Here is a 22,270-nt window from a genome sequence, read left to right on the forward strand (position 1 = left end):
GGTAAAATTTTATACTTGACAAATATTAAGGTCGATTCATGCTCCAGATAGCTGATTGGCGCGTACTTGAGGGCAGCAGCAGCTCGCGTTAGTTTGGTTCTCTCGGGTAATAAAATTATATCTCAGGCAGAATCCTGAGTGTTTTTTCGGTGTTGCAGAGCTAACTGGGCCGGTCATAAATTATTCTTTTTGTTCGATCGGCTGGCTGTTTGACCGCTAAATCAAATGTATTGCACCGATCGCAGTTTAAGGTTAGATTTGGACTTCGAGTTTGAGGTCAAACCCTCAAGAGAGTTATACTTGCTCAGGGGCTCGCGAGGCGAGAGGGCCCCTGGGTTCGCGAAGGTGGCTGCCATTATAGTAAGGTTCGGGGTCTCGGCTCAACAAAAACCAGCTCGCGATCGGACTCTTGAATAAAATGACAGCCTGAATATAATTTTGTTCGCATTTTTTTAATATATGACATACTGCCTTAATCTCGATTGCCCAAGAGAAAAGCGTCAGAACCCACCAGGCACAAAGTATTGTCTTAATTGTGGTTCAAAGCTACTACTAAAAGACCTGTATGCAGCAACTGAGCCGCTGCGCGATGGTGGATTTGGCAGGACTTTTAGAGCGGTCAATCATGGAAAATTTGAGGAACTGTGCGTTATAAAACAGTTGTCGCCGCCCCAGGAGTTTCAGCGCAAGCCCGGTCATTTCAAAAAGTATGTCAGACTGTTTGAACAAGAGGCAAGGCGGCTTTACGAACTGAAACACCCGCAAATTCCTCAGCTAATTTCTTATTTTGAGGAAGATGGACGCTTGTATTTAGTGCAAGAGTTTATTGATGGCAATAATTTAAAGGATGAGTTAGAAAAGTACGGTGCTTATAGCGAATTAAAAACCAGGGAACTGCTGTTAGATTTGTTGCCTTTGCTGAATTTTGTTCACGAGCGGAATGTAATTCACCGCGATATTAAGCCTGAGAACGTGATCCGCCGCAATCGCGATCGCAAGTTGGTACTGATAGATTTTGGGGTTTCCAAACAGGTAGTAGCTGAGGCTCCCACCAAAACGGGGACTAAGTTGGGAACTCCCGGTTATGCGGCGCTAGAACAGCGCCACGGTAGGGCTGTTCCTGCTAGCGACCTTTACAGTTTGGGGGTGACTTGCATTCGCTTGCTGACTTCTGTGATGCCTTATCTCGATATCTACGGGGACATTCACGATGACCTTTACGACCCGCTCGAAGGTCGCTGGCTGTGGAGGGAGGCTTTGCCGAAAGGAACCAAGATCGGGCAGGATTTAGCTCAGATTTTGGATAAGTTGATTCAGGAATATGTCAAAGACCGCTACAAGTCGGCGGTGGAAGTTTTGGATGTTTTACAACCTGCTGTTGTCCTGCTACCAGCGGTAGAAAAGTCGCAGCAAGCAACTGTTCTGAGTGCTTCTGTACCGACTCAACCAGTGACCGAAAATTCACAATTTTCGGTGAATTTAGAGTCGGAAAAAGGGATTGATTATTCTCATTTGGAAAGGCTGCTGGCTGCTAAAAATTGGCGGGGTGCTGATGAGGAAACTTCTGTAAAAATGCTGGAGGTGATGCAGCAAATTTCGCGGGGTTATCTGAGCGAGGAAGATATTAGGAAGTTTCCCGCTAAAGATTTGCAGACTATTGACCAACTTTGGGTGCGTCACAGTCACCGCAGGTTCGGTTTTTCGGTGCAGAAGGGTTTGTGGCTCAAGTCGGGGGGAAAGGCTGGTGTTTATGATGCTACAGTTTGGGAGAAGTTTGGCGATCGAGTGGGCTGGCGGATTAACAATCAGTGGGTATACTATACTGAACTGAATTTTACTTCTAAGGCTTTGCCGGGACATTTGCCGGGGGGGACTGTTTTTGGGTGGGAAGGCGGAGTTTTGTGCGGTGTTTTGGGTTTGGGCGGCGTGTGGTTTCTGCTCTCGCGGCGAGATTTGTAGGAACAGTTGACAGTTGACAGTTGACAGTTGACAGAAGAGCCCCGAGCGGAGTCGAAGAGTTGACAGTTGACAGTTGACAGAAGAGCCCCGAGCGGAGTCGAGGGGTTGACAGTTGACAGTTGACAGAAGAGCCCCGAGCGGAGTCGAGGGGTTGACAGTTGATCGAAGGAAGAAGGAAGAAGGAAGTTAGGCAGCGGATTTTGTAACGGATTGAAGGAATAAGGAAGAAGGAAGAGGGAAGATGAAAGAGGGAAGAGGGAAGAGGGAAGAGGGAAGTTATTGCAGAAATTTTTGATTGATGTTCTGAAGTGGATGCTTTCGAGACAGCAGTGCGAATATTTTTTGGTTCTGGGACGGGCTATAAGAGCCCGTCCGAAAATTTGATGAAAAGGACTGAGGCAATCTTGTGTATTGTCCTTAACTGCGGCGAATTTCTGTAACTTGGTCGGCCACATCCAAAATTGCTGGCGGCATAGAAGGCCCAGTCAAAATCAGATCCAAATCCTGTGGCTTGCTGTCAATCAATGCCAGCACTTCTGCTTCGGAAATTAAGCCTAAATTCACCGCCAAACTCAACTCGTCGAGAATAATTAAAGCGTAACGGCCGGAGATTGCGGCATTTTGAACGTACTCCCACAATTGGGCGATCGATCGCGTTTCTATCTCATCTAAATCGGCTTTGTCAATGCAGCGAGGCAAATCGCACCGCACCCAATCTAAATTTTGCCCGAGGCGCACCGGATGCTGATGCCCTTGATTGATGCCCCCTTTGAGGAACTGCACCGCCAACACCGGAGATCCCTGTCCTGCAATTCTCAGGGCCCCAGCCATGACACTGGTAAAAAAGCAGCGGTGCGGGCCTGTAAAAACTTGCACCAGCCCTTGAACTGTGTAGGGCAAGCTGTGGGTTAAATTGAGTTTAGGGGTTTGTAACTGAGCAACCATAGGGCAATATTTAATTAGCAACTAAGTATCGAGTGCGGCTCCGACCGAAGAGCGCGGTTGAAGCCTGCTTAACAATATATAGTGTACTGGGCCGAGTGTACATCCGATCGCACGCTAGATATACAAGTTGTTAAAAGCTAGCAGAAGAGGCATTTGCAGTCGTGTGTCAGATTTTCCTCTCCTGAGACAAGCACTTGCACAGAAACCGGGTTGGGGTAGCAAAATAGGGCGGGGAGTGCCAGACTTATCGGGTGAAAAGCTCAGGTGATGAGAGTCAGCTAGACTCTAGGAGTGTTAACAAAAGGTAAACATCGCGTAGAATTTGAGTGTCGCAGCACTAGGAGCAAGCACTGTGAGATTGGTAATTCTGGGAGGGCCAGGAGCGGGAAAGGGAACGCAGGCAGAACAACTGTGCAACAATTTGAGCATTCCTTTGCTGGCGCTAGGAGATATTCTCCGCGCCCAAATCGCTGGTGAAACAGACTTGGGCAAGTTGGCGGTGCCTTATGTGGAAAAAGGCGAGCTAGTTCCCGATGACATTTTGATTCGATTTATCGGCCGTCGGCTGCTGCTGTGGGATGTCTTTAATGGCTGGGTGTTGGAGGGATATCCGCGAACGGCTTTTCAAGCTGAGGAATTGGATTTTTTATTAGAGGATTTGGCGCAGGAGATAGATTGGGCGATTTGGTTGAAAGTGCCTACTGAGGTGTTGCTGAGTCGATCGATCGATCGCGCCCGATCGGACGATGAGCCAGAAATTTTGCAGCGGCGTCTCGATTTGTTTGAGGAACGTACTATTCCTATTTTAGAGTATTACGAATACCGCCACAAATTGTTAACTATCAACGGCGACCAATCCCCAGAACAAGTCCAGCAGGATATTCTTGCTATTATCGAAGCTAATAGTCATTAGTCATGGGGCATGGGGCATGGGGCATGGGGCATGGGGCATGGGGCATTAGTTAGGTAGAAAATTACCAATTCCCAATTACCAATTCCCAATTACCAATTCCCAATTACCAATTCCCAATTCCCAATTCCCAATGCCCAATGCCCAATTCCCAATTCCCAATGCCCAATGCCCAATGCCCAATTCCCAATTCCCAATTCCCAATTCCCTAAATATTATGTCTTTCCAGCGTCCTGACGGCAGAAAATCAAATCAACTTCGTTCGATTAGTTTCGATCGCGAATTCAACAAATTTGCTAGCGGTTCCGTGCTCGCCAAAAGCGGCGATACTCAGGTACTTTGCAGCGTTACAATCAAGCCGGGAGTGCCTAGGTTTCTGGAGAATACCGGACAAGGCTGGCTGACGGCGGAGTACCGAATGCTACCGGGAGCTACGCCGCAGCGACAAGAGCGGGAATTTATGAAATTATCGGGACGCACTCAAGAGATTCAGCGGCTGATCGGGCGGAGTTTGCGATCGTGCTTGGATATGCAACTGTTGGGCGATCGCACGATACTTGTCGATGCGGATGTTTTGCAAGCAGACGCGGGGACTCGCACAACTTCAATTAATGGCGGGTTTGTGGCTGTGGCTGATGCTTTGAACAAGTTGGTAAAAAAAGGTGATTTAGAGCGATCGCCCATAATTCGTCAAGTAGCGGCCGTGTCTGTCGGACTTTTGGAAGGGGAGCCGTTTTTAGATTTGAATTATCTGGAAGATGTGGCGGCGGAAATTGACTGTAATGTGGTAATGAATGGAGATTTAAACATCATCGAAATTCAGGGAACTGCCGAATCAGGAAGTTTCAGCCGCAGTCAGTTAAATCAAATCTTGGATTTGGCAGAAACAGGGATTCAGGAATTGTTGGAGGCTCAACGTCAAGCTTTTTAACACGGAAATTTTTTATTCATCCCCATCGAACTCAGCTAAAATGCTACGAATCTCATTAGGACTTATATCTTCTTGGTCTGATTTAGCATAAATGGTTAATAGAAGTACGCTAGTCGGTGACTCAACTTGATAGATCAGTCGATAACCAGCGCTTTTCCCTTTTTGGATATTGCTATTTCTGACTCTCACCTTCAAGATGACATAATTTTCACCCATTCCAGGGATGCGATCGCCAATAAAGTTCCCCCCTTGGAATTGTTGAATAATTTCCTGAGTATCTAACCTGACATTGCGATATTTTTTTGATAATTCACGCAAATTACGTTTGTACTCAGGCGTTAAATCAATCTGTACGACAGGCGTTTCATTCGACATCTATTCCCTCCCACATTTCCGAAAGGGGGATGCGTTGTCCAGCTTTTGCTTCCTTTAATGCTCTCCTGAGGCTTGCTTTCACTTCGGCAATAGGAGTATCATCAGGATCGACTTCGACTTCCTCTGCTACTTCGGCAAAAAGTACGATAACTCGCACGCGGCTGGGGGGAAAGTCTTCGAGCGCGCGATCGAGCAATAATTGACCTTTCTCATCTATTGTTCCGAATACTTCAACAGCTTTCATCTGTTTCTCCTGAAGGTATTTTTTACCGATCGTATCATATTTTATGAGCGTTTAACAAATTTGATATCTTTTTGGGCGATCGCTCGCCGAAACTCAACTAAAACTCAACCACCCAAAAATAGTTTCAACGGTCAATTCCAACTCGATGCCCTTGAGTATTGGTAACTGAGTTGCACCTGCGTACAATTCCACTTTCTGCCCTGGGAATATAGCTAAAATAGTTTATTCTTCAGGAGCGAGCAACCATCCCAATTCAGTACCATTGCGGGAACAATGCAGTAATTTATTCAATACTTTTGTTTAGCTTTGTTCCGGGGACAGAATTTCAATCGACCAGTCTGGATGAATTTCAAAACGGTTAGCAATTCTTCCCGATGGCAAAAAGGGAATTCTTTCCCATCGGAATACTGCGACATCTGGGACAATTGATGCACCCCCAAAAGTGCAGCGTAACTCTGGAAATGCACAAGCAATTTTATGTACTTTGGCTATCTGGTTAATCGCAGTGCAAAGTTCACCCTGTAATGTGCTGTGTTCGCCTTGAGGCATAGGTTTTTGAATGATTTGTCCGCTGAGAAATTCTGAGGCTGGCTTGGTTTCGGGAAGTTTCAGGAAATGTTCTAAGCTGGGCTTAGGTTTAATCAGTGCAGTCATACGATTTTAGATTTTAGATTTTAGATTTTAGATTGTAGATTGTAGATTTGAGATTTGGATAGTATTATTGTAGGCGATCGCCCATCTGGAATTCCTGACTCAAACACTCATCATTCATCATATTTATAGTCCAAGACTCAAGGGTAGCTAGAAACCGGGTTTTTTCGCGAAAATACTCGGTTGAAACCCTCGATCTCCAAAAAACCCGGTTTCTTTGGTAGGATTTATCAAAAAAAGGGCTTGACAAAAATTCCTCAACGCGCTATGTATGGTAGGTAACGCTGAAAGCGCAAACGTCGATCGCAAGTTGATCACTCTGTGCTCCGAGTAGTGAAAGCTACGCAATTAATGCAGGGACGCGAACAGCCATTGCTTTCAACTCCCCAAACCTTTGATGCCGTCAGGCGATAAACTCATCACTCCAGAGAAAGTTAGTGAATACTACCGATCTCCCAAATAAAATGTCTGTTCTCCGTGTTGAAAGCTCGACAGACATTTCTTTCATAGTGCACGGCTTAGAACTCCCAGCAGACCACGGTTACGGGCTGTTTGCGGCGATTTGCGAACTGGTGCCGATGTTGCGGGCCGATCGCACAATTCGGCTGCTGACGGTGGCGGGACATCCTGACAAACACGGGAAAATCACCCTGAAGCGCGATCGCCCCAGGGATTTGTCGCGAATGCGGATCAGGGTGGCGGAGGAAAACGCGCACCATTTCTTTAAACTGGGCGGCCGGCAACTGTCTGTGGGCATCCATCAAATTGTGCTGGGAGTACCGACAATATTGCCGTTAAAGCCGGCTGCTGACTTGTTTGCGCGGATTGTGGTGATTGCTGGCTACCAACAGCCGGATACTGACTGTAATGTGGTAATGAATGGAGATTTGAATATCATCGAAATTCAAGGAACTGCCGAATCGGGAAGTTTCAGCTGCCCGCAGTTAAATCAAATTTTGGATTTGGCAGAAACAGGGATTCAGGAATTGTTGGAAGCTCAGCGGCAAGCTTTAGTCAGCAGTCATTAGTCATTAGTCAGCAGTCAGTTTTATGTACTCGATCGGGCAGATGAATAAAATATAAGCCTGTCCGTGAATCAGAGGTTAGCTAAGTAGAAAGTTAGTTTTGTCTAGGAGAGTATTAGTAATGACTAAAATCGATTTCAAAGACATTCGCACTCACAAAGGTAGTCAAGATGAAGGATTTGAAGAACTATGCTGTCAACTAGCATCATTTGAGGAAGTACCGAAAGGCTCTATTTTTCGTCGCAAAGGTCCTGGAGGAGATGGTGGTGTTGAATGTTACTGGCAATTACCTAATGGAAATGAGAAGGTTTGGCAAGCAAAATATTTTCGTGATCAATTGGGAGATAGCCAATGGCAACAAATTGATAAATCCGTTAAACCGGCCTTGGATAAACATCCAAAGTTAATTGAATATATAGTGTGTTTGCACATTAACCGTACTGATGGACGCCAAGAGGGACAGAACTCCCAAATGGCTCGCTGGAATAAGCGTGTTCAAAAATGGAAAGGATGGGCTGAAGAACGTGATATGAAAGTTGATTTTGTTTATTGGGGAGAATCAGAAATTCTTGAAAGGCTTTCTCGCCCACAACCTCAGTATGCAGGTCGTGCCTATTTTTGGTTTAATAAACAAGAACTAACTAATGAATGGATGATTCAGCATTTTCAAGAAGTTAGAGAAAATGCTGGGGCACGATACACACCAGAAATTCATGTTGATTTACCAGAAGCTCAAATATTTGAAGGACTTGGTAGAACCGATATTTTCTTTGACCGCATTGACAACTTATACAGTCAGCTTTGTCGAAAGTGGAAAGATGCCAAGAAGCCATCAGAAGATTTACAGGAGAAAGTTCCTAATGTAGCTAACTCTGTAAACAATCTGAGTAAAGATATCAACTTACTCATCACTGCATTGAAAAAAGCATCTGATAGACAGGCCTTGTCATCAATTGATTTTGATTCAATTGCTTGTTTGTCAAAAAAAGTTTTTCAATATGATAGTTACACACAAATTCGACAAGTGAATCCATCTCATAACGAACAGCAAGGAGAAAAAATAGGAAATAGAGACATTAATCGTTCAATAGAAGACTTATTACAAACAGTTCGTAATAAAATTTTCAAAGTCAAAGAAATAGGAGAAGAAATTTACGATTTTGCTACCAGTGATATTACTGCTGCGTGTAATCAAGGCGCACTTCTACTTACGGGTGAAGCTGGAACAGGTAAAACTCATCTCTTCTGTGATATAGCTAAACGTCGTCTAGATAACTCACTTCCGACCATAATTTTATTGGGTCAGCACTTTTGTCAAGGCGACCCTTGGATTCATATAATGCAGAGATTGCACCTTTCTTGTCACAATCGTGACGAGTTTTTAGGCGCATTAGATGCTGCTGCACAAGCTTGTGGTAGTCATGCAATGATTTTGATTGATGCTCTTAATGAGAGTGATGATAAAGGTCTATGGAAAAAGGAGCTAGCAGGTATATTAGCTGTTTTGCATAATAACTATCCACGCATTACTATTGCAGTAAGCTGTCGTACTTCATACGAGAAAGCAACAATACCAGAAAACCTAGTTTCAGAAGAAAAGTTAGTCAAAGTTGAACATCATGGATTTGCCAACCATGAATATATTGCTACGAAAACCTTTTTCAATCATTATGGTATTGAACAGCCTAACGTTCCTTTGTTAGTTCCAGAGTTTTCTAATCCACTTTTTTTGAAAACACTTTGTAAAGGAATTAAAAATCGTCATTTAACACGAATACCTAAAGGAATTAAAGGAATTAGTGCTGTTTTAAATCTATTTATAGATTCAATCAACGAGGTTTTATGTGAACGAATCGATTATGATGATAAAACCAATTTAGTAAGACAATCAGTAGAAGCTTTAGCCCGTCGGATGGCAGAAAAGGAACAGCCTTGGATAGATAGAGAAGAAGCCAAAAATATTGTTAATTCTGTCTTGCCTCATAATAATTTTTCACAGAGCTTATTTTATAATCTGCGTGCTGAGGGATTACTTTCAGAAGATTTAATTTATCGTCCCTCAGAAAACGAATATGAAGAACAAAATCAAAGGGTTGATATTATTAAATTTCCCTATGAAAAATTTAGCGATCATTTAATAGTCCGTTATTTGCTGAAAAACCACCTAGATAAAAATAATCCAACTACATCCTTTGATGAAAATAAACCGCTAGGCCGGTTAGTAGCAGCTAGATGGAATACACAGAGTATAAGTGGTTTACTGGAAGCTTTATTTATTCAAATTCCTGAACTACTTGAAAAAGAAGTAATGGAATTAACATCCATGCCATTATGGTGGTTTGAACGTCAATTTTTACAAAGTCTTATTTGGCGTAATCCAACTAAAATAACCCAGAAAACTAAAGATTATCTTAATGAAATATTCCAAGAAGAAAGAAACAAAGAAAAAGTTTATAATGTACTACTGACAGTAGCTACCGATCCTGAACATCCTTTAAATGCAAAATCTCTTCATCGTCATCTCATAAATCTGAGAATGCCAGAGCGCGATGAAATTTGGTCTATTTATTTATTCGATCAGTATGAACAAAAAGGGGCAGTCGATCGTTTACTTGAATGGGCATGGGAAACCGAAAAAGACCATATCTCAGATGAATCCATCGAACTTTGTGCAATTGCTTTGACATGGTTTTTAACAACATCTCATCGTTTTCTTCGCGATCGTGCAACAAAAGCTCTTGTTTCAATGCTACATCCAAGACCTCAAGTTTTAGTCAAAGTTATCGAGCAGTTTTTAGAAGTTGATGATATTTATGTATTAGAACGTCTTTATGCTGTTGCTTATGGAGTCGCAATGGTTAGCAATGATGCTGAAAAAATAGGAGAACTTGCCAACAAAATCTATGAATGGGTATTTAAAGAAGGTACACCACCAGTACATATACTTTTGCGTGATTATGCTCGTGGTGTTATTGAAATAGCTAATCATTTGGGTACTTTATCAGACAAGGTAGATATTGATAAAACTCATCCCCCTTATAAAAGTGATTGGAATCTCGATCTACCAACAGAAGAAGAATTAAAACTATATATTGAATTAATCAAGCTCGATTTTGACATCAATCTACCTCTATTACTATTACTTTTATTATTTAAGTCCGGGGATTCAAATTTTTTAATTATATGTAAGCTAAGAAGTGTTTCAAAGGAAACTAAATTTAATAGTCTTAAAGACGATCCTAAATGGAGCCTTGATCTTCTATACACATCAGTTATGCACTATCTTAGGGGAGGCGATTTTTCTCAGTATGTTATAGAATATCGTACTCATTACTGGTCTTCCTGTATATTAGGAGATCCAAAAGAACCCACTAAAAAAGATAGATATGAGCAATTTATAGACTCTCTTACAACTACACAGAAACAAGCATTGGAAGAATATCAAACAATATACGAAAATGTAAATTTGTATGAAGAATTAGATACGAAAAGTCGTATAGAATATTTTGAACAAGAATTTACAGACGAAGAATTGCAGGAAGCTGTTTCATGTGGTAAAGCATCTTTTTTGAGAATTGTTGACCAGGAAAAAGCAGAAAGTTTTGAAAAGTATGTTGTACCATTTTTAGAAAATCCAAGAGAAGATAAATGTCGGTTCGATACTTCTATTGCCAAACGCTGGATTGTTAAGCGAGTCCTTGAATTAGGATGGACAATTGATAAGTTCGGCTGGTTTGATAGACGTTGTGGTAGTCATGGTCGTGCTGCGAATAAACCAGAACGAATTGGTAAAAAATACCAATGGATTGCCCTTCATGAATTTCTTGGTTGCATGGCAGATAATTTAGAATTTAGATTATCTTATGGGTTAGATGAAGCATCTGAATCACCTGTTTATGAAGGAACTTGGCAGATAGGAATCCGAGATATAGATCCATCCTTTTTGTTAAAAAAAATTCCTGAATCTCAACAAAATAATCAAAAAAATTGGTTAAAATCTCTTGACTATACATTTGACGAAGTTGATAAACAAGGACAGATAGACTGGATAAAACAACAAGATGACTGTCCAGATCCATGTCAACTCATTGAATTAACTAATCCTAATGATCAAACAGTTTGGTTAACTCTTGAAGGTCATTATGGTTGGGCAGAAAAAGAACCTTTAGAAGAAGAAAAATATGAAACTTCTCAACGAGAAATGTGGTATCAGATACGAAGCTATATTGTGCGTTGTGAAAATATGGAAGAAACTTACAAATGGTTAAAAAATAAGAACTTTGAAGGGAGATGGATGCCAGAATCTGGAGATATTTGTGATTTTCTTGGCGAATTTTCTTGGGGTTTACCCTATCATACATGGAATGCAGATAATTATTGGGAGTCTCACACAAATAACGGAGACTTACCTTATCCAGTCGTTGTAACAACAGCAGAATATTCTGCTAGTAGTAGTTTTGATTGTTCAACTGATGAAACAATATCTGCTTTAATTCCTTCGGCTTGGCTAATGAAGAATATGAAATTAAGATGGTCAGGAGACTATTTTAAATTTAGGAATTCAAATAATGAAGTTGTTGCATTTAATCCTTTAGATGAACTGTCTCCAGCCAACTTTTTAATCTCCAAAAATAAACTTGTTAACTTTCTCACTGAAAATAATTTAGACATTATTTGGACAGTATTAGGAGAACGTCAATTGATTGGTGGAAATCATAATGAATGGCATGGACGCTTAGAACTTTCTGGTGTGTATCGGCTAAAAAATGGTGTAATAAATGGAGAAAAGCTGAATACTTGGCATAGAAAACCCGATTCTAAGTAGCTCTACCTAAAAAAAACGTAGGATAGATTGAGGCTAGTAGAAGGGGAAGTGGACTCGGAACCTATCGGCGGGGATAAGTGGCAACGCAGAATCGGGATCGCCATCTTTGAGTTATCCTAGAAACATACTTGATTCCCCGATCGCATTATGGTTGCTTTACCCGATCGCCTATCGATGAGTGCAGCAGAATACCTGACTTGGGAACCCACCCAAGAGGAACGCTACGAGTATTGGGATGGCGAAGTTGTCGCCATGAGTGGCAAAAGCCGCAATCACAATCGGATTTGCGTTAACTTCTTCAAGCTATTAGACGATCGCCTTAATCTGCCCTACGAAATTTACATCCTAGCTGTCAAAGTCCAAGTGGAACCAGGGCGAAAGTATTTTTATCCTGATGTTGTGGTAACTTGCGACGATCGCGATAACGATCCGCAATTGGTACAATATCCTTCCTTGATTGTCGAAGTTTTATCACCTTCAACGGAAGCTGTGGATCGCGGCGTAAAATTTGCTAAATATCGCCAATTTTCAACCCTGCAAGAGTACGTCTTGGTGCAAGCCGAACAGCCCGGAGTAGAGCTGTTTCGGCGCAACGAACAAGGGCTGTGGGTGCTGTCGGAGTATGCTTTGGGCGATACTTTGCGACTCGAATCAGTGGATGTCGAAATTGCGATCGGCGATTTGTACCGGCAAGTAAAGTTTTCTTAGATGCAGACGGCGGTTGAAACCGTACCTCCGATCTTCAACCCGCGGAGGCGGGTTTTGCTTGTGTAGGCGCGGTTTCAACCGCCGTCTTACTTGACTTCGCCATTTTTCTTTCTTTACAAAACTTGCCGTGGGGCGATCGGAATTTCAATAATAAACTCACTTCCCTCGGACGGTGCAGAAACGCAAGTCAACTTTCCGCCGTGAGAGCTCACAACAATCGAGTGAGAAATCGACAATCCCAAACCAGTACCCGAACCCACAGGCTTAGTTGTAAAAAACGGATCGAATATTTTGTGCAGCACTTCAATGCTCATTCCCGGGCCGGTATCAGCAATTCTAATTATCGCAGAATTCCTGTCAGTCACCTCTGTAGAAATTGTAATAGTAGGCTGTCTTTGAGAGCTTTCCGGGCAATCTCTTGCCAAAAGTAGCGCATCGATCCCATTTGTCAAAATATTCATAAAAACCTGATTCAACTGCGACGCATAACAAGTAATTAAAGGCAGCTTGCTGTAATTTTTAATCACATCAATACCCAAACGCCCGCCCTCTTTTCTCAAACGCGGTTGCAGCAGCATCACTGTACTGTCGATGCCTTCATGGATATCAACCGACTTCATTTGCGCTTCGTCGAGGCGCGAAAAATTCCGCAAGCTCAACACGATATCCCGGATTCTTTCGGCTCCGACTTTCATAGAATCCAGCAGCTTTTGCAAATCTTCGATCAAAAATTCCAGTTCGATAGTTTCTATTTCATCGATAATTTCATCAGCAGGTTCTGGGTAATGATGCTGGTAAAGATCGATTAATTTTAGCAAATCTTTAACGTACTCGCTGGCAGGGTTGAGATTGCCGTAAATGAAACTTACAGGATTGTTGATTTCGTGAGCTACGCCAGCCACCATTTGCCCCAAACTCGACATCTTTTCCGTTTGAATTAATTGAGCTTGCGTTAATTTCAGCTCGCGCAAAGTTTTTTCTAAACGCTCGTTCTTTTCATTTAACTCCTGCGTCCGCTCTTGCACTTTCTGCTCCACCGAATTGTAAAGCAGAGCATTGTCCAAAGAAATAGCAACTTGGGAAGAAAGCAGCCTTAAAACTTCCAAGCGGTGGGCATTAAACGCCCCGATAGTTAAATTGTTTTCCAAATAAAGAATGCCGATCAGTTTGCCTTGATTGACTATGGGCGTACACAAAAGAGATTTGAGCTGCTGTCTGCTGATGTAAGGATCTGCCGTAAATCGCCCCTCAGCAGCCGCATTGCTCAACACCACATCCGAGCGAGTCCTTTCCACAAAATTAATCACCGTCACAGGTAAATCCTGACATTGTTCAACAGGCGTAAATTGCAGCACAGCTACATCTTCAACAACGACTGACGCCTTAGCTGAAATTAACAGTTTTCCATCTCTGAGCAGGATTAAAAAACCAGATTGTGCCCCCGCATTTTCCAGCGATATCCTCATCAAAGAAGCCAGCAGTTTGTCGAGGACAATTTCGCTGGAAATCGCTAGAGATGCTTTCATGACAGTGCCTAAATCCAAAACTCTCGCATCGCTACCAGTAGAAGTATGAATAGTTGTGGTAGTTTGATTGTTTTGGAAACTTCCGTTGAGCGGCGTCATTTCCTTCAACTGCGGATACTTTTGTTCTAAATCTTGAACTTTGCGGACTGCTCCCCAGCGCAAGTAGCACGAGTGAGCTTCGCGCAAGTGGATTTTGGCATATTGATATTTGCCTTTACTCAACCAAAACTTGGCTGCTAGTTCGTTAGCCAGCGCTTCGTTTTGCACGAACTCGCTGTCTTGGGCTAAATTTATCGAAAAATCGTACAGCTCTACGGCTTCGGAATCTTTCTTGGAAATTCTGGCTATTTCTGCTTGTACTAACATATACTTGTGCAGAAAGTTTTCGCGACAGTTGTCAGCCCAAATTTTCATTTGTTTTTGATTGGCTTCTAACTTATCTAAGTATTGTTTTTGTTTGGTTTTTGAAACATTAGGAAAAACTGCCGCTAAAGTTAGAGAAAAGAAAAAATTCCATTCGGTAGCGGGGATGGCTCCGGTAATAAAAGATAGCTGCTTTTCTACTTCCAAAGCTAGTTGCAGCGCTTCGTTGAAGTTGCCGTACCAGTACATTACTTGGCATTTGCGAATCTGATACAGGCAGAGCGAGTACAAATTTTGATGAGCTTGACAGTTGTCTACGTATTCAGCCTCGGTGAACTCTTCGCTTTCAAATACAAACTTTTCGAGAGTGAGCTGGCTTAAGTTGCGGAGGATTAACTCCGCTCCTAATAATGTATCGGTTACAAGCTGATTTTTGGTTTTTTGGCTGAACTGCAAATACCTGCTGGTATCTGCCAGAATTTGCGAGATTTCTTTGCCTTGAAAAAAAGAATTCGCTATGCGGTTGGAGAGAATATAACCTGCGTATTCTAAGTCGCCTGATTCTAAGGCTGCTTGATATCCTTCATTGCTAATTGTGTGGGAATCTTTGATGTGATTGAACCAGTAATAAAAAATACTGACTAGGGAGGAACAAGCTCTGCATTTCAAGCCGATGTTTCCTGATTTTTCGCTTAAATTTAGCGACAGCATGGCAAATTGATATGCTGCTTTGTAATCTCCCGAAACTGCGTTTAAGAACATACCGTAGCCGGCGTAGCACAGGGATGCTTCGGGAACTAAACCGTAGGTGAGTGAGAGATTGACTCCTTTTAATACGCTGACTTTCCACAAATCGGGATTGTTGAGGTATGCCGATGTCAGCAAGTTGGTGATTAATTTGACTGCGACTTTTTTGTCGGGTACAGTCATTTCGGGTGCGTCAATTAAGGAAGCTATTTCTCTACCTGCTAAAAAGTTTGTGGCTGCTGCAAATTCTTCGGAGATGACTGTTTGCAGTCCGTCTAGCGGCAAGTCAATTCCGAGCAAGTTCAAAGCTTGGATTCCGGCTTTGACGGCTTCTTCGTACTTCGCGCGGAGGGTGTACTGCACGATCAGCAGGTTGTAAATTTCTACTTTTTCTAAGGGCGATCGCGCTTTTTGCAAAGTTATGTTGATAAATTCTTCAGAATGCTCGAAATAGCCGTTGAGATACTCAACGTTAGCGCGCTCCATGTGCAGGGCAAAGGCTAAGTCGTAGTGGGAATCCCAGATATCGGCGGTTAAACCGTCCATACCTGCGGTTAAATACTGCAAGGCAGCCACATAAGCAGTGGCATCTTTGGCTCGGCGGGCGGCGTCTAAATTCAGCGTTGCCAGTTCAATTAATTCTCGCTCGTCTCGAATTAGCGATCGCGCGACATTCAAGTGATCGACTAATTCAAAAATTCTGTCAGCGCGATACTCAGCCGGAGTGTTTTCGAGGATTTGCCGACCGATTTTGAGGTGAACGTCTTTTTTTTGCGAGTCGTCGATCAGGGCGTAAGCTGCTTGCTGCACGCGATCGTGCAAAAATTTGTAATTGAGAATCAACAGCGGAAACATCACGTAATCTAAGGACTTGCTTTCCAATTCCGAAGTTGGGAGAATCAGTCCCGACTTAATCGCCGGCAGCAACTGCGAAAAAGTTTCCGAGGCTTCTTTTTCATTAATTAAAGAGAGAGTATTCAAGTCAAATTCGTTGCCCAAACAAGCCACTAAACGCAAAACTTGCTGCGTTGGAGTCGGCAATTTTCTCAACTTTTGCACCATCAAATCTACTACATTATCAGTGATGGCGCACTGTTCAATTTGGGTCATATCCCAATGCCAGCCACCCTTGCTCCCCGACTGTGGCGGATGAAAAACTAGCAAGTTTTCCTGATACAATGTTTGGAGAAATTGATTTACAAAAAAAGGATTGCCGTCTGTTTTGCTGACAACGAGTTCAGCTAAGGGTTTGACAGATTCGCGATCGCTGTGCAAAGTCTCGGCAATCAAATGAGTGATATTGTCCACCCCCAGCGGCGCCAAAGCAATCTCATTAATGATGGCTTCCTGATTTCGCAGCGTCTCCACAGTCATCATTAAAGGATGAGTGGGACTGACTTCATTATCCCGATAAGCGCCAATCAAAAACAGATATTGCGTAGCTTCATCTGTCATCATCAACTCGATCAATTTGAGAGTAGCAGAATCTGCCCACTGCAAATCGTCGAGAAAAATCACCAGCGGATGTTCGGGCTGGCAAAACACGCGAATGAAATTTTGAAATACTAAATTAAAGCGGTTTAGAGATTCCGTCGGCCCCAATTCAGCTACAGGAGACTGAGCTCCGACAATCAGTTCAACTTCGGGAAGTACATCAATAATAATTTGCCCGTTTTGCCCGAAGGAAGTGCGGAGTTTTTCGCGCCAAACGGCTAATTGAGCTTCGCTTTCAGTTAAAAGTTGCCGCACCAATTCCGAAAAAGCGCTAACAACTGCCGAGTAAGGAATAGTGCGCTTGTACTGGTCAAATTTTCCCCAAATAAAATAGCCGCGCCTGCGGGTAATAGGTTTATCTAAATTCTTGACCATTGCAGATTTGCCAATGCCAGAATAACCAGCAATCAGCATCATCTCGCTGCGGGATTTATGCTGTCCTCTCGTCAGCACTGACAGGGAACTTTCTTTTTTCGATGTGACTTCTTTCTTGATGACAGAAATTTGGGACTGTTCGATGCGGTAGGAGCGATGGCTGGTGGCTGCTACCCGTTCAAAAGCGGCTAAAAGAGTCTCAAATTCTCGCTGTCTTCCATAAAGTTTTTGAGGGATTTGAAATTTGTCGGAAATATCTTGGCTGCCGAGAGCAAATTCGGAAATAAACCCTGATGTTTGCAACTGAAACAGACAGGATTCCAAATCTGCTTTCAGTCCCCAAGCACTTTGATAGCGATCCTCTGCGGCTTTTCCTAGTAATTTCATCACAATGTCGGAAATAGCTTGAGGAATTTCTGGCGCAACTTCAGCCAGAGGTAAGGGCTGTTTGGCGATGTGACAGTGAACTAACTCCATTGGATCGGTAGTGGTAAAAGGGAGTTGTCCTGCTAGCACTTCATAGAAGGTGACGCCGAGGGAATAAAAGTCCGTGCGGTAATCGATTACGCGGCTCATTCTCCCGGTTTGCTCCGGCGACATATAGGCTAAAGTGCCTTCTAAAAAATTGGGATTTTTATTAGGAACGTTTTCTTGATTTGATGCAGTTGAGATGCTAAAATCTATTAACTTTACTTTGCCTGTAGCTGGATTAAAAACTATATTAGATGGGTTAATATCTTTATGAATCACATTTTTGGCGTGAATTTCACCCAAGGTTTCGGCAACTTTGATGGCAGTTGTCAAAAATCCTAAAGTGGTAAATTTTTGAGAATTCATGAAGATTTTTAAAGATTCGCCTCCAAAATCTTCTAAAATCATTGCCAGACTATTTCTGACCTGCTGCAACTTGTATACTTTAACAACTCCATCCAGCAGGTTTAAGTTAGCAGTAATATCATATTCTCGCTTGTATCTATTCAGTTCTTCGAGAGTCGGATAGTCTTCTTTGATAAGTTTGATAATAACAGGTTGGTTGTCTTGCTCGTTGCGGCCGCGGTAAACTAGGGAAGTGCTGCTTTCATAAATGAGAGCGAGAACTGCAACGCCGGGAATTGCCATCATAGTTGGGTTCTCTCAAATTAGGTGTGCTTGGTCAATGTTATAGGACTTAATACGCGCGGCGGGCTAAAAACCCGGTTTCTTCGTTGCTAGTCGTTGACAAACCGCAGATTTTTTCGTATGAACCGGGTTTGTTTTGGTAAATCCTATGTTATCCTTCATTATCGCTCAAGACATATATTTTGGGATGTGTGGCAAGACATAGTGTATCCAGCCAAGAGCTGCTGCTGACTTCTGGCACAGGGGCTTTCGTCACCTCAGCATTTAGGTAAACAAAAGCACAAATACAGGATTTGTGCAAGTGCCAAGAAAGAGAGGCAGCTATTTTGCTATGCTGAAGCAACAATAAATTTTGAAGGTGGCGATCGCACGCACCGCTGACAAAAAACAATCTCAGCTTTTAGGAGATTGCTTGGGTTAGCTTCGCACCTGGGTGTTTTCTGAAAATACGCAAGCCATGACACATCCATCAAAGCCGTTAAAGGTGCAATGCTTCAGTATAGGTGCCTAGCGTCGATTTGAGATTTGCAGAATCTGATATTTGAGATTGACTCAGCAGATGAATCAAAGGAGCAGGAACAAAACTCTAAAATTTTAATCTTTCGAGAATAGCCCTGCGAGGGCACTGTATCCGTTTTAGGGCGATTCATCTAGGCGCAGGCTCGAATAAGCACCTTTGATCTCGGAGTTAAAAAACCTGCCTGTAGAATCAGTATCTTGCAGAGATTCCCAAATTTCCGGTTCTACGTCGCTGTATTGATAGACTGACCCGCTGCTAAATTCTATTTGCAAAACTCGATCGTCTTCATTGTATCCGATCGCCCTAGCCATGGCCGAATCAACCGACATCATCGCAATCGGTTCGCAGCCCGGAGCAATTTCTGTTAATTCAATACCGCCATTGAGTTCGGCAGCATCTGTATTGGCGATGAAATCAACCATTTGCAGGCCGTGCATGGCAGCTTCAGGTGCGGCAATTTCGATCAATTCGACTGCTTCACCGCGATCGATCAACAGTCCTAACTGGCCGTTAGAGTGACCCACCGCTAGGACATTGCTCAAGTCAATTTTGGATAGTTTCATGGGATTTGTCAACAAGGATTTGTCTTGCCTCAATATCTCCCGCCCTTTGCAAGTTTCGGCACCGGGAAATAGTGGATTCATTAATAATGTATGCCGAGTTGGCTAAAAAGTCAATCTATATATCTTTATGTGTAAAATGGGCGTTGCGACCCTACTTTGATAAAATTTGTCGCTTGCTTAAAGAAATTAGACCTGTGCCGCTCCCAGCTTTCCTCTTCTAAAATTATCTGCGTTTATCTGTGTTTATCTGCCTAACATCTGCGGTTTTTTTTTCGATCGCAGACTCACGCAACAGCTTTATTGAGTAAGGTTCGTATTGCACACCCTACTTTGATCGGATGTGTCGGTTTCTTAACGAAACTTGACAATAAATTAAGAATTATTGCCATAAAACACAGGTAAAGTTGTGAGAATGGCGAGTCAAATCCCAACCAGCAAAAGCGTTCGAGCATTTTTTCCATCTGTAAATCCTGAGAAAGTTACTATTTCTAAAGGATTCATTCGGTGAGAAAATCTCAAACAACCTTAAAATTTAGCAGTAATCGCCCGATCGGGCAAATCTCAACCAGCATCAGGAAAAATACCTATGAAATTGGCTTATTGGATGTATGCAGGCCCAGCCCACATCGGCACTTTGCGCGTGGCGACTTCCTTCAAAAACGTCCACGCAATCATGCACGCACCGATTGGAGACGACTATTTTAACGTCATGCGCTCCATGTTGGAGAGAGAACGGGACTTCACTCCGGTAACTACCAGCGTCGTAGACAGACACGTACTGGCGCGGGGCTCCCAGGAACGGGTGGTGGACAATATCACCCGCAAAGACAGAGAAGAGCAGCCAGATTTAATCGTGTTGACTCCGACTTGCACCTCTAGCATTCTGCAAGAAGACTTGGAAAACTTTGTTAACCGAGCTCAATTGGATGCGAAAGGTGACGTAATGCTGGCGGATGTTAACCATTACCGGGTAAACGAACTGCAAGCAGCCGATCGCACTTTAGATCAAATCGTCCAATTTTACATTAACAAAGCCCGCAAAAAAGGCGATTTAGAAGGTAAAAGCGAAAAACCATCGGTGAATATTATCGGTATGTCTACGCTGGGTTTCCACAACCAGCACGACTGCACCGAGTTGAAGCGTTTGATGGCGGATTTGGGAATTGAAGTTAACGAAGTTATTCCCGAAGGTGCTTCGGTTCATAACTTGAAAAGACTGCCGCGCGCTTGGTTTAACTTGGTTCCTTATCGGGAATTGGGGATGATGGCGGCGAGTTATTTGGAGCAAGAATTCGGCACACCTTGCGTGGATATTACGCCGATGGGTGTGGTGGAAACGGCGCGCTGCATCCGCAAGATTCAGGAAGTTCTGAACGCGCAAGGTGCGAATGTTGATTATGAAGATTTTATTGACCAACAAACGCGGTTTGTGTCTCAGGCTGCTTGGTTCTCAAGGTCGATCGACTGCCAAAACTTAACCGGCAAAAAAGCGGTCGTATTTGGCGATAACACGCACGCTGCGGCGATGACGAAGATTTTGGCTCGCGAGATGGGAATCCACGTTGTGTGGGCTGGAACCTACTGCAAACACGATGCTGATTGGTTCCGGGAAGAGGTAAAAGGGTATTGTGATGAAGTGCTGGTGACGGAGGATCACGGTGCGATCGGAGATGCGATCGCCAAAGCAGAACCTTCCGCGATTTTCGGCACGCAAATGGAACGCCACGTGGGTAAAAGGCTTGATATTCCGTGCGGTGTGATTGCTGCGCCGATTCACGTGCAAAATTTCCCGATCGGCTACAAGCCATTTTTGGGTTATGAAGGCACGAATCAGTGCGTAGATTTAGTCTACAATTCCTTTACTTTGGGAATGGAAGACCACTTGCTAGAAATCTTCGGCGGCCACGATACTAAGGAAGTGATTACTAAAGGTATTTCGGCTGATTCTGATATGAATTGGACAAAGGATGGACAAGCAGAGTTGAATAAAATCCCTGGTTTTGTGCGGGGTAAAGTGAAGCGGAATACTGAGAAGTTTGCTCGCGAGCGCGGTATTGCTTTAATTAATGCTGAGGTGTTGTACGCAGCCAAGGAAGCTGTCGGCGCGTAGTTAGTTAGGTGAGGGCATCTGTTGTGGATGCCCTTGCTTATTTATCAAATTTCAGATAAAATGACACAGGATAGTAATCTACTTTGGACTGGTTATTCATTCAATAATGTTCCAATACGCCTCACTAGAGAGCGGTGGCAGCATATCTTGAAAGAGCACCCTGAAATGCAAGCTCAATATGAGCGAGTTTTAGAAACTTTAGAGAACCCCGATTTGATTCAAATCGATGACGTTACAGGTGGGTTACTTGCTCTGCGCTTCTATCCCTTAATTCCCGAAAGTAGGAAATTTGTGGTAGTGGTGTATTTAGAAATAAATAACTATGATGGATTTATCACAACAGCTTACCTCAGAAGACAGCCATCATCAAATAAGCGAATAATATGGACACAACAGTAAAAATTCTCGAAGATTCCACAACTATTACAGGTTTCTACGATCGGGAAGCGGATGTTCTCTATCTCTCCCTAGGAGAACCGCGAGAGGGTGTAGCTGTGGATATTAGCGATGGAGTTATCGCCCGTTATCATGAGGATAGTGAAACAATTGTCGGCATTACTTTAATTGGGTTGCGGCAGCGGGTATTAAAGGAATTAAATCACAAACTATACGTAGTACCTCATGCCAATGGGTGGGCTGTGAGCGAGGACAATGTAGAGTCAAGTGAAAAGGTGTTTGCTACTCAGGAAGCAGCTTTAAAATATGCCGTGGGTTCAGCAAAAGCTAGATGGCTTGAGGTGGTAATTTATGGTGAAAGTGGGGAAGTTCAGGAAGTGATCAATCCGGCGATAGATGCGCTGTTGCAGCGTAGAAATCAGCCAGAATCAGAGTCGGGGAAACGTGAATGTTTGGAAAGTGTTTAGGTGGAGGTATCTGAAAG

General features: G+C 43.2%; 15 protein-coding genes and 1 pseudogene. 9 read left to right on the forward strand and 7 right to left on the reverse strand.

The features are described 5' to 3' along the window. The first annotated feature begins 459 nt into the window (after positions 1-459). Complete coding sequence (locus QZW47_RS10060) at positions 460-1,959, forward strand: GUN4 domain-containing protein (RefSeq protein ID WP_293126651.1); 1,500 nt, start codon at positions 460-462, stop codon at positions 1,957-1,959. A 417-nt stretch (positions 1,960-2,376) separates the two neighbouring features. On the opposite strand, the gene QZW47_RS10065 is transcribed toward QZW47_RS10060, so the two are convergent. Further along, entirely contained in the window at positions 2,377-2,904 is a 528-nt protein-coding gene (locus tag QZW47_RS10065; protein ID WP_293126653.1) for a P-loop NTPase family protein, read from the reverse strand. A 352-nt stretch (positions 2,905-3,256) separates the two neighbouring features. On the opposite strand from QZW47_RS10065, the gene QZW47_RS10070 reads away from it, so the two are divergent. Further along, on the forward strand, positions 3,257-3,817 hold the full coding sequence (locus QZW47_RS10070; RefSeq protein ID WP_293126655.1) for a nucleoside monophosphate kinase: 561 nt from the start codon (positions 3,257-3,259) through the stop codon (positions 3,815-3,817). A 214-nt stretch (positions 3,818-4,031) separates the two neighbouring features. Then, positions 4,032-4,745, forward strand: coding sequence for a ribonuclease PH (gene rph, locus QZW47_RS10075; RefSeq protein ID WP_293126927.1), 714 nt, complete (start codon positions 4,032-4,034; stop codon positions 4,743-4,745). Between the two features lie 12 nt (positions 4,746-4,757). Here rph and QZW47_RS10080 read toward each other — a convergent pair whose 3' ends face one another. The 3 genes and pseudogenes from QZW47_RS10080 to QZW47_RS10090 all read right to left on the reverse strand — a co-directional run bounded on the left by QZW47_RS10080 (position 4,758) and on the right by QZW47_RS10090 (position 6,018). Then, positions 4,758-5,120, reverse strand: coding sequence for a type II toxin-antitoxin system RelE/ParE family toxin (locus QZW47_RS10080; RefSeq protein ID WP_293126657.1), 363 nt, complete (start codon positions 5,118-5,120; stop codon positions 4,758-4,760). Then, positions 5,110-5,364, reverse strand: coding sequence for a hypothetical protein (locus QZW47_RS10085; RefSeq protein ID WP_293126659.1), 255 nt, complete (start codon positions 5,362-5,364; stop codon positions 5,110-5,112). The genes QZW47_RS10080 and QZW47_RS10085 overlap by 11 nt, the downstream gene beginning before the upstream one ends. 93 nt (positions 5,365-5,457) lie before the next feature. Then, positions 5,458-6,018, reverse strand: a pseudogene (locus tag QZW47_RS10090) (Uma2 family endonuclease). A 461-nt stretch (positions 6,019-6,479) separates the two neighbouring features. On the opposite strand from QZW47_RS10090, the gene cas6 reads away from it, so the two are divergent. From cas6 to QZW47_RS10105, 3 genes are all read left to right on the forward strand, one after another. Continuing rightward, entirely contained in the window at positions 6,480-7,043 is a 564-nt protein-coding gene (gene cas6, locus QZW47_RS10095; protein WP_293126661.1) for a type I-MYXAN CRISPR-associated protein Cas6/Cmx6, read from the forward strand. A gap of 118 nt (positions 7,044-7,161) precedes the next feature. Then, positions 7,162-11,865 carry an AVAST type 2 anti-phage system protein Avs2 gene (gene avs2 / locus QZW47_RS10100; protein WP_293126663.1) on the forward strand — a complete coding sequence of 1,568 codons (4,704 nt, stop codon included), beginning with the start codon at positions 7,162-7,164 and terminating at the stop codon, positions 11,863-11,865. A gap of 147 nt (positions 11,866-12,012) precedes the next feature. Beyond that, positions 12,013-12,573, forward strand: coding sequence for a Uma2 family endonuclease (locus tag QZW47_RS10105; RefSeq protein ID WP_293126665.1), 561 nt, complete (start codon positions 12,013-12,015; stop codon positions 12,571-12,573). A gap of 113 nt (positions 12,574-12,686) precedes the next feature. On the opposite strand, the gene QZW47_RS10110 is transcribed toward QZW47_RS10105, so the two are convergent. From QZW47_RS10110 to QZW47_RS10120, 3 genes are all read right to left on the reverse strand, one after another. Continuing rightward, positions 12,687-18,200, reverse strand: coding sequence for an ATP-binding sensor histidine kinase (locus tag QZW47_RS10110; protein WP_293126667.1), 5,514 nt, complete (start codon positions 18,198-18,200; stop codon positions 12,687-12,689). 148 nt (positions 18,201-18,348) lie between these two features. After that, positions 18,349-18,588 carry a hypothetical protein gene (locus QZW47_RS10115; protein ID WP_293126668.1) on the reverse strand — a complete coding sequence of 80 codons (240 nt, stop codon included), beginning with the start codon at positions 18,586-18,588 and terminating at the stop codon, positions 18,349-18,351. Positions 18,589-18,833: 245 nt separating this feature from the next. After that, positions 18,834-19,361: a KTSC domain-containing protein gene (locus QZW47_RS10120; protein WP_293126670.1), complete on the reverse strand. Its 528-nt coding sequence runs from the start codon at positions 19,359-19,361 to the stop codon at positions 18,834-18,836. Between the two features lie 505 nt (positions 19,362-19,866). Between QZW47_RS10120 and bchB the strand changes: the two genes are divergently transcribed. From bchB to QZW47_RS10135, 3 genes are read left to right on the forward strand one after another with little or no spacing between them, the layout of a single operon-like run. Beyond that, positions 19,867-21,390, forward strand: coding sequence for a ferredoxin:protochlorophyllide reductase (ATP-dependent) subunit B (bchB, locus tag QZW47_RS10125; protein WP_293126672.1), 1,524 nt, complete (start codon positions 19,867-19,869; stop codon positions 21,388-21,390). A 27-nt stretch (positions 21,391-21,417) separates the two neighbouring features. Further along, positions 21,418-21,789, forward strand: coding sequence for a hypothetical protein (locus QZW47_RS10130; protein WP_293126674.1), 372 nt, complete (start codon positions 21,418-21,420; stop codon positions 21,787-21,789). Continuing rightward, positions 21,774-22,253 carry a DUF2188 domain-containing protein gene (locus tag QZW47_RS10135; protein WP_293126676.1) on the forward strand — a complete coding sequence of 160 codons (480 nt, stop codon included), beginning with the start codon at positions 21,774-21,776 and terminating at the stop codon, positions 22,251-22,253. Before QZW47_RS10130 ends, QZW47_RS10135 begins: the two co-directional genes overlap by 16 nt. The last annotated feature ends 17 nt before the right edge of the window (positions 22,254-22,270 follow it).

Origin of the sequence: Microcoleus sp. bin38.metabat.b11b12b14.051, assembly GCF_013299165.1 — a bacterium.
GTDB lineage: Bacteria > Cyanobacteriota > Cyanobacteriia > Cyanobacteriales > Microcoleaceae > Microcoleus.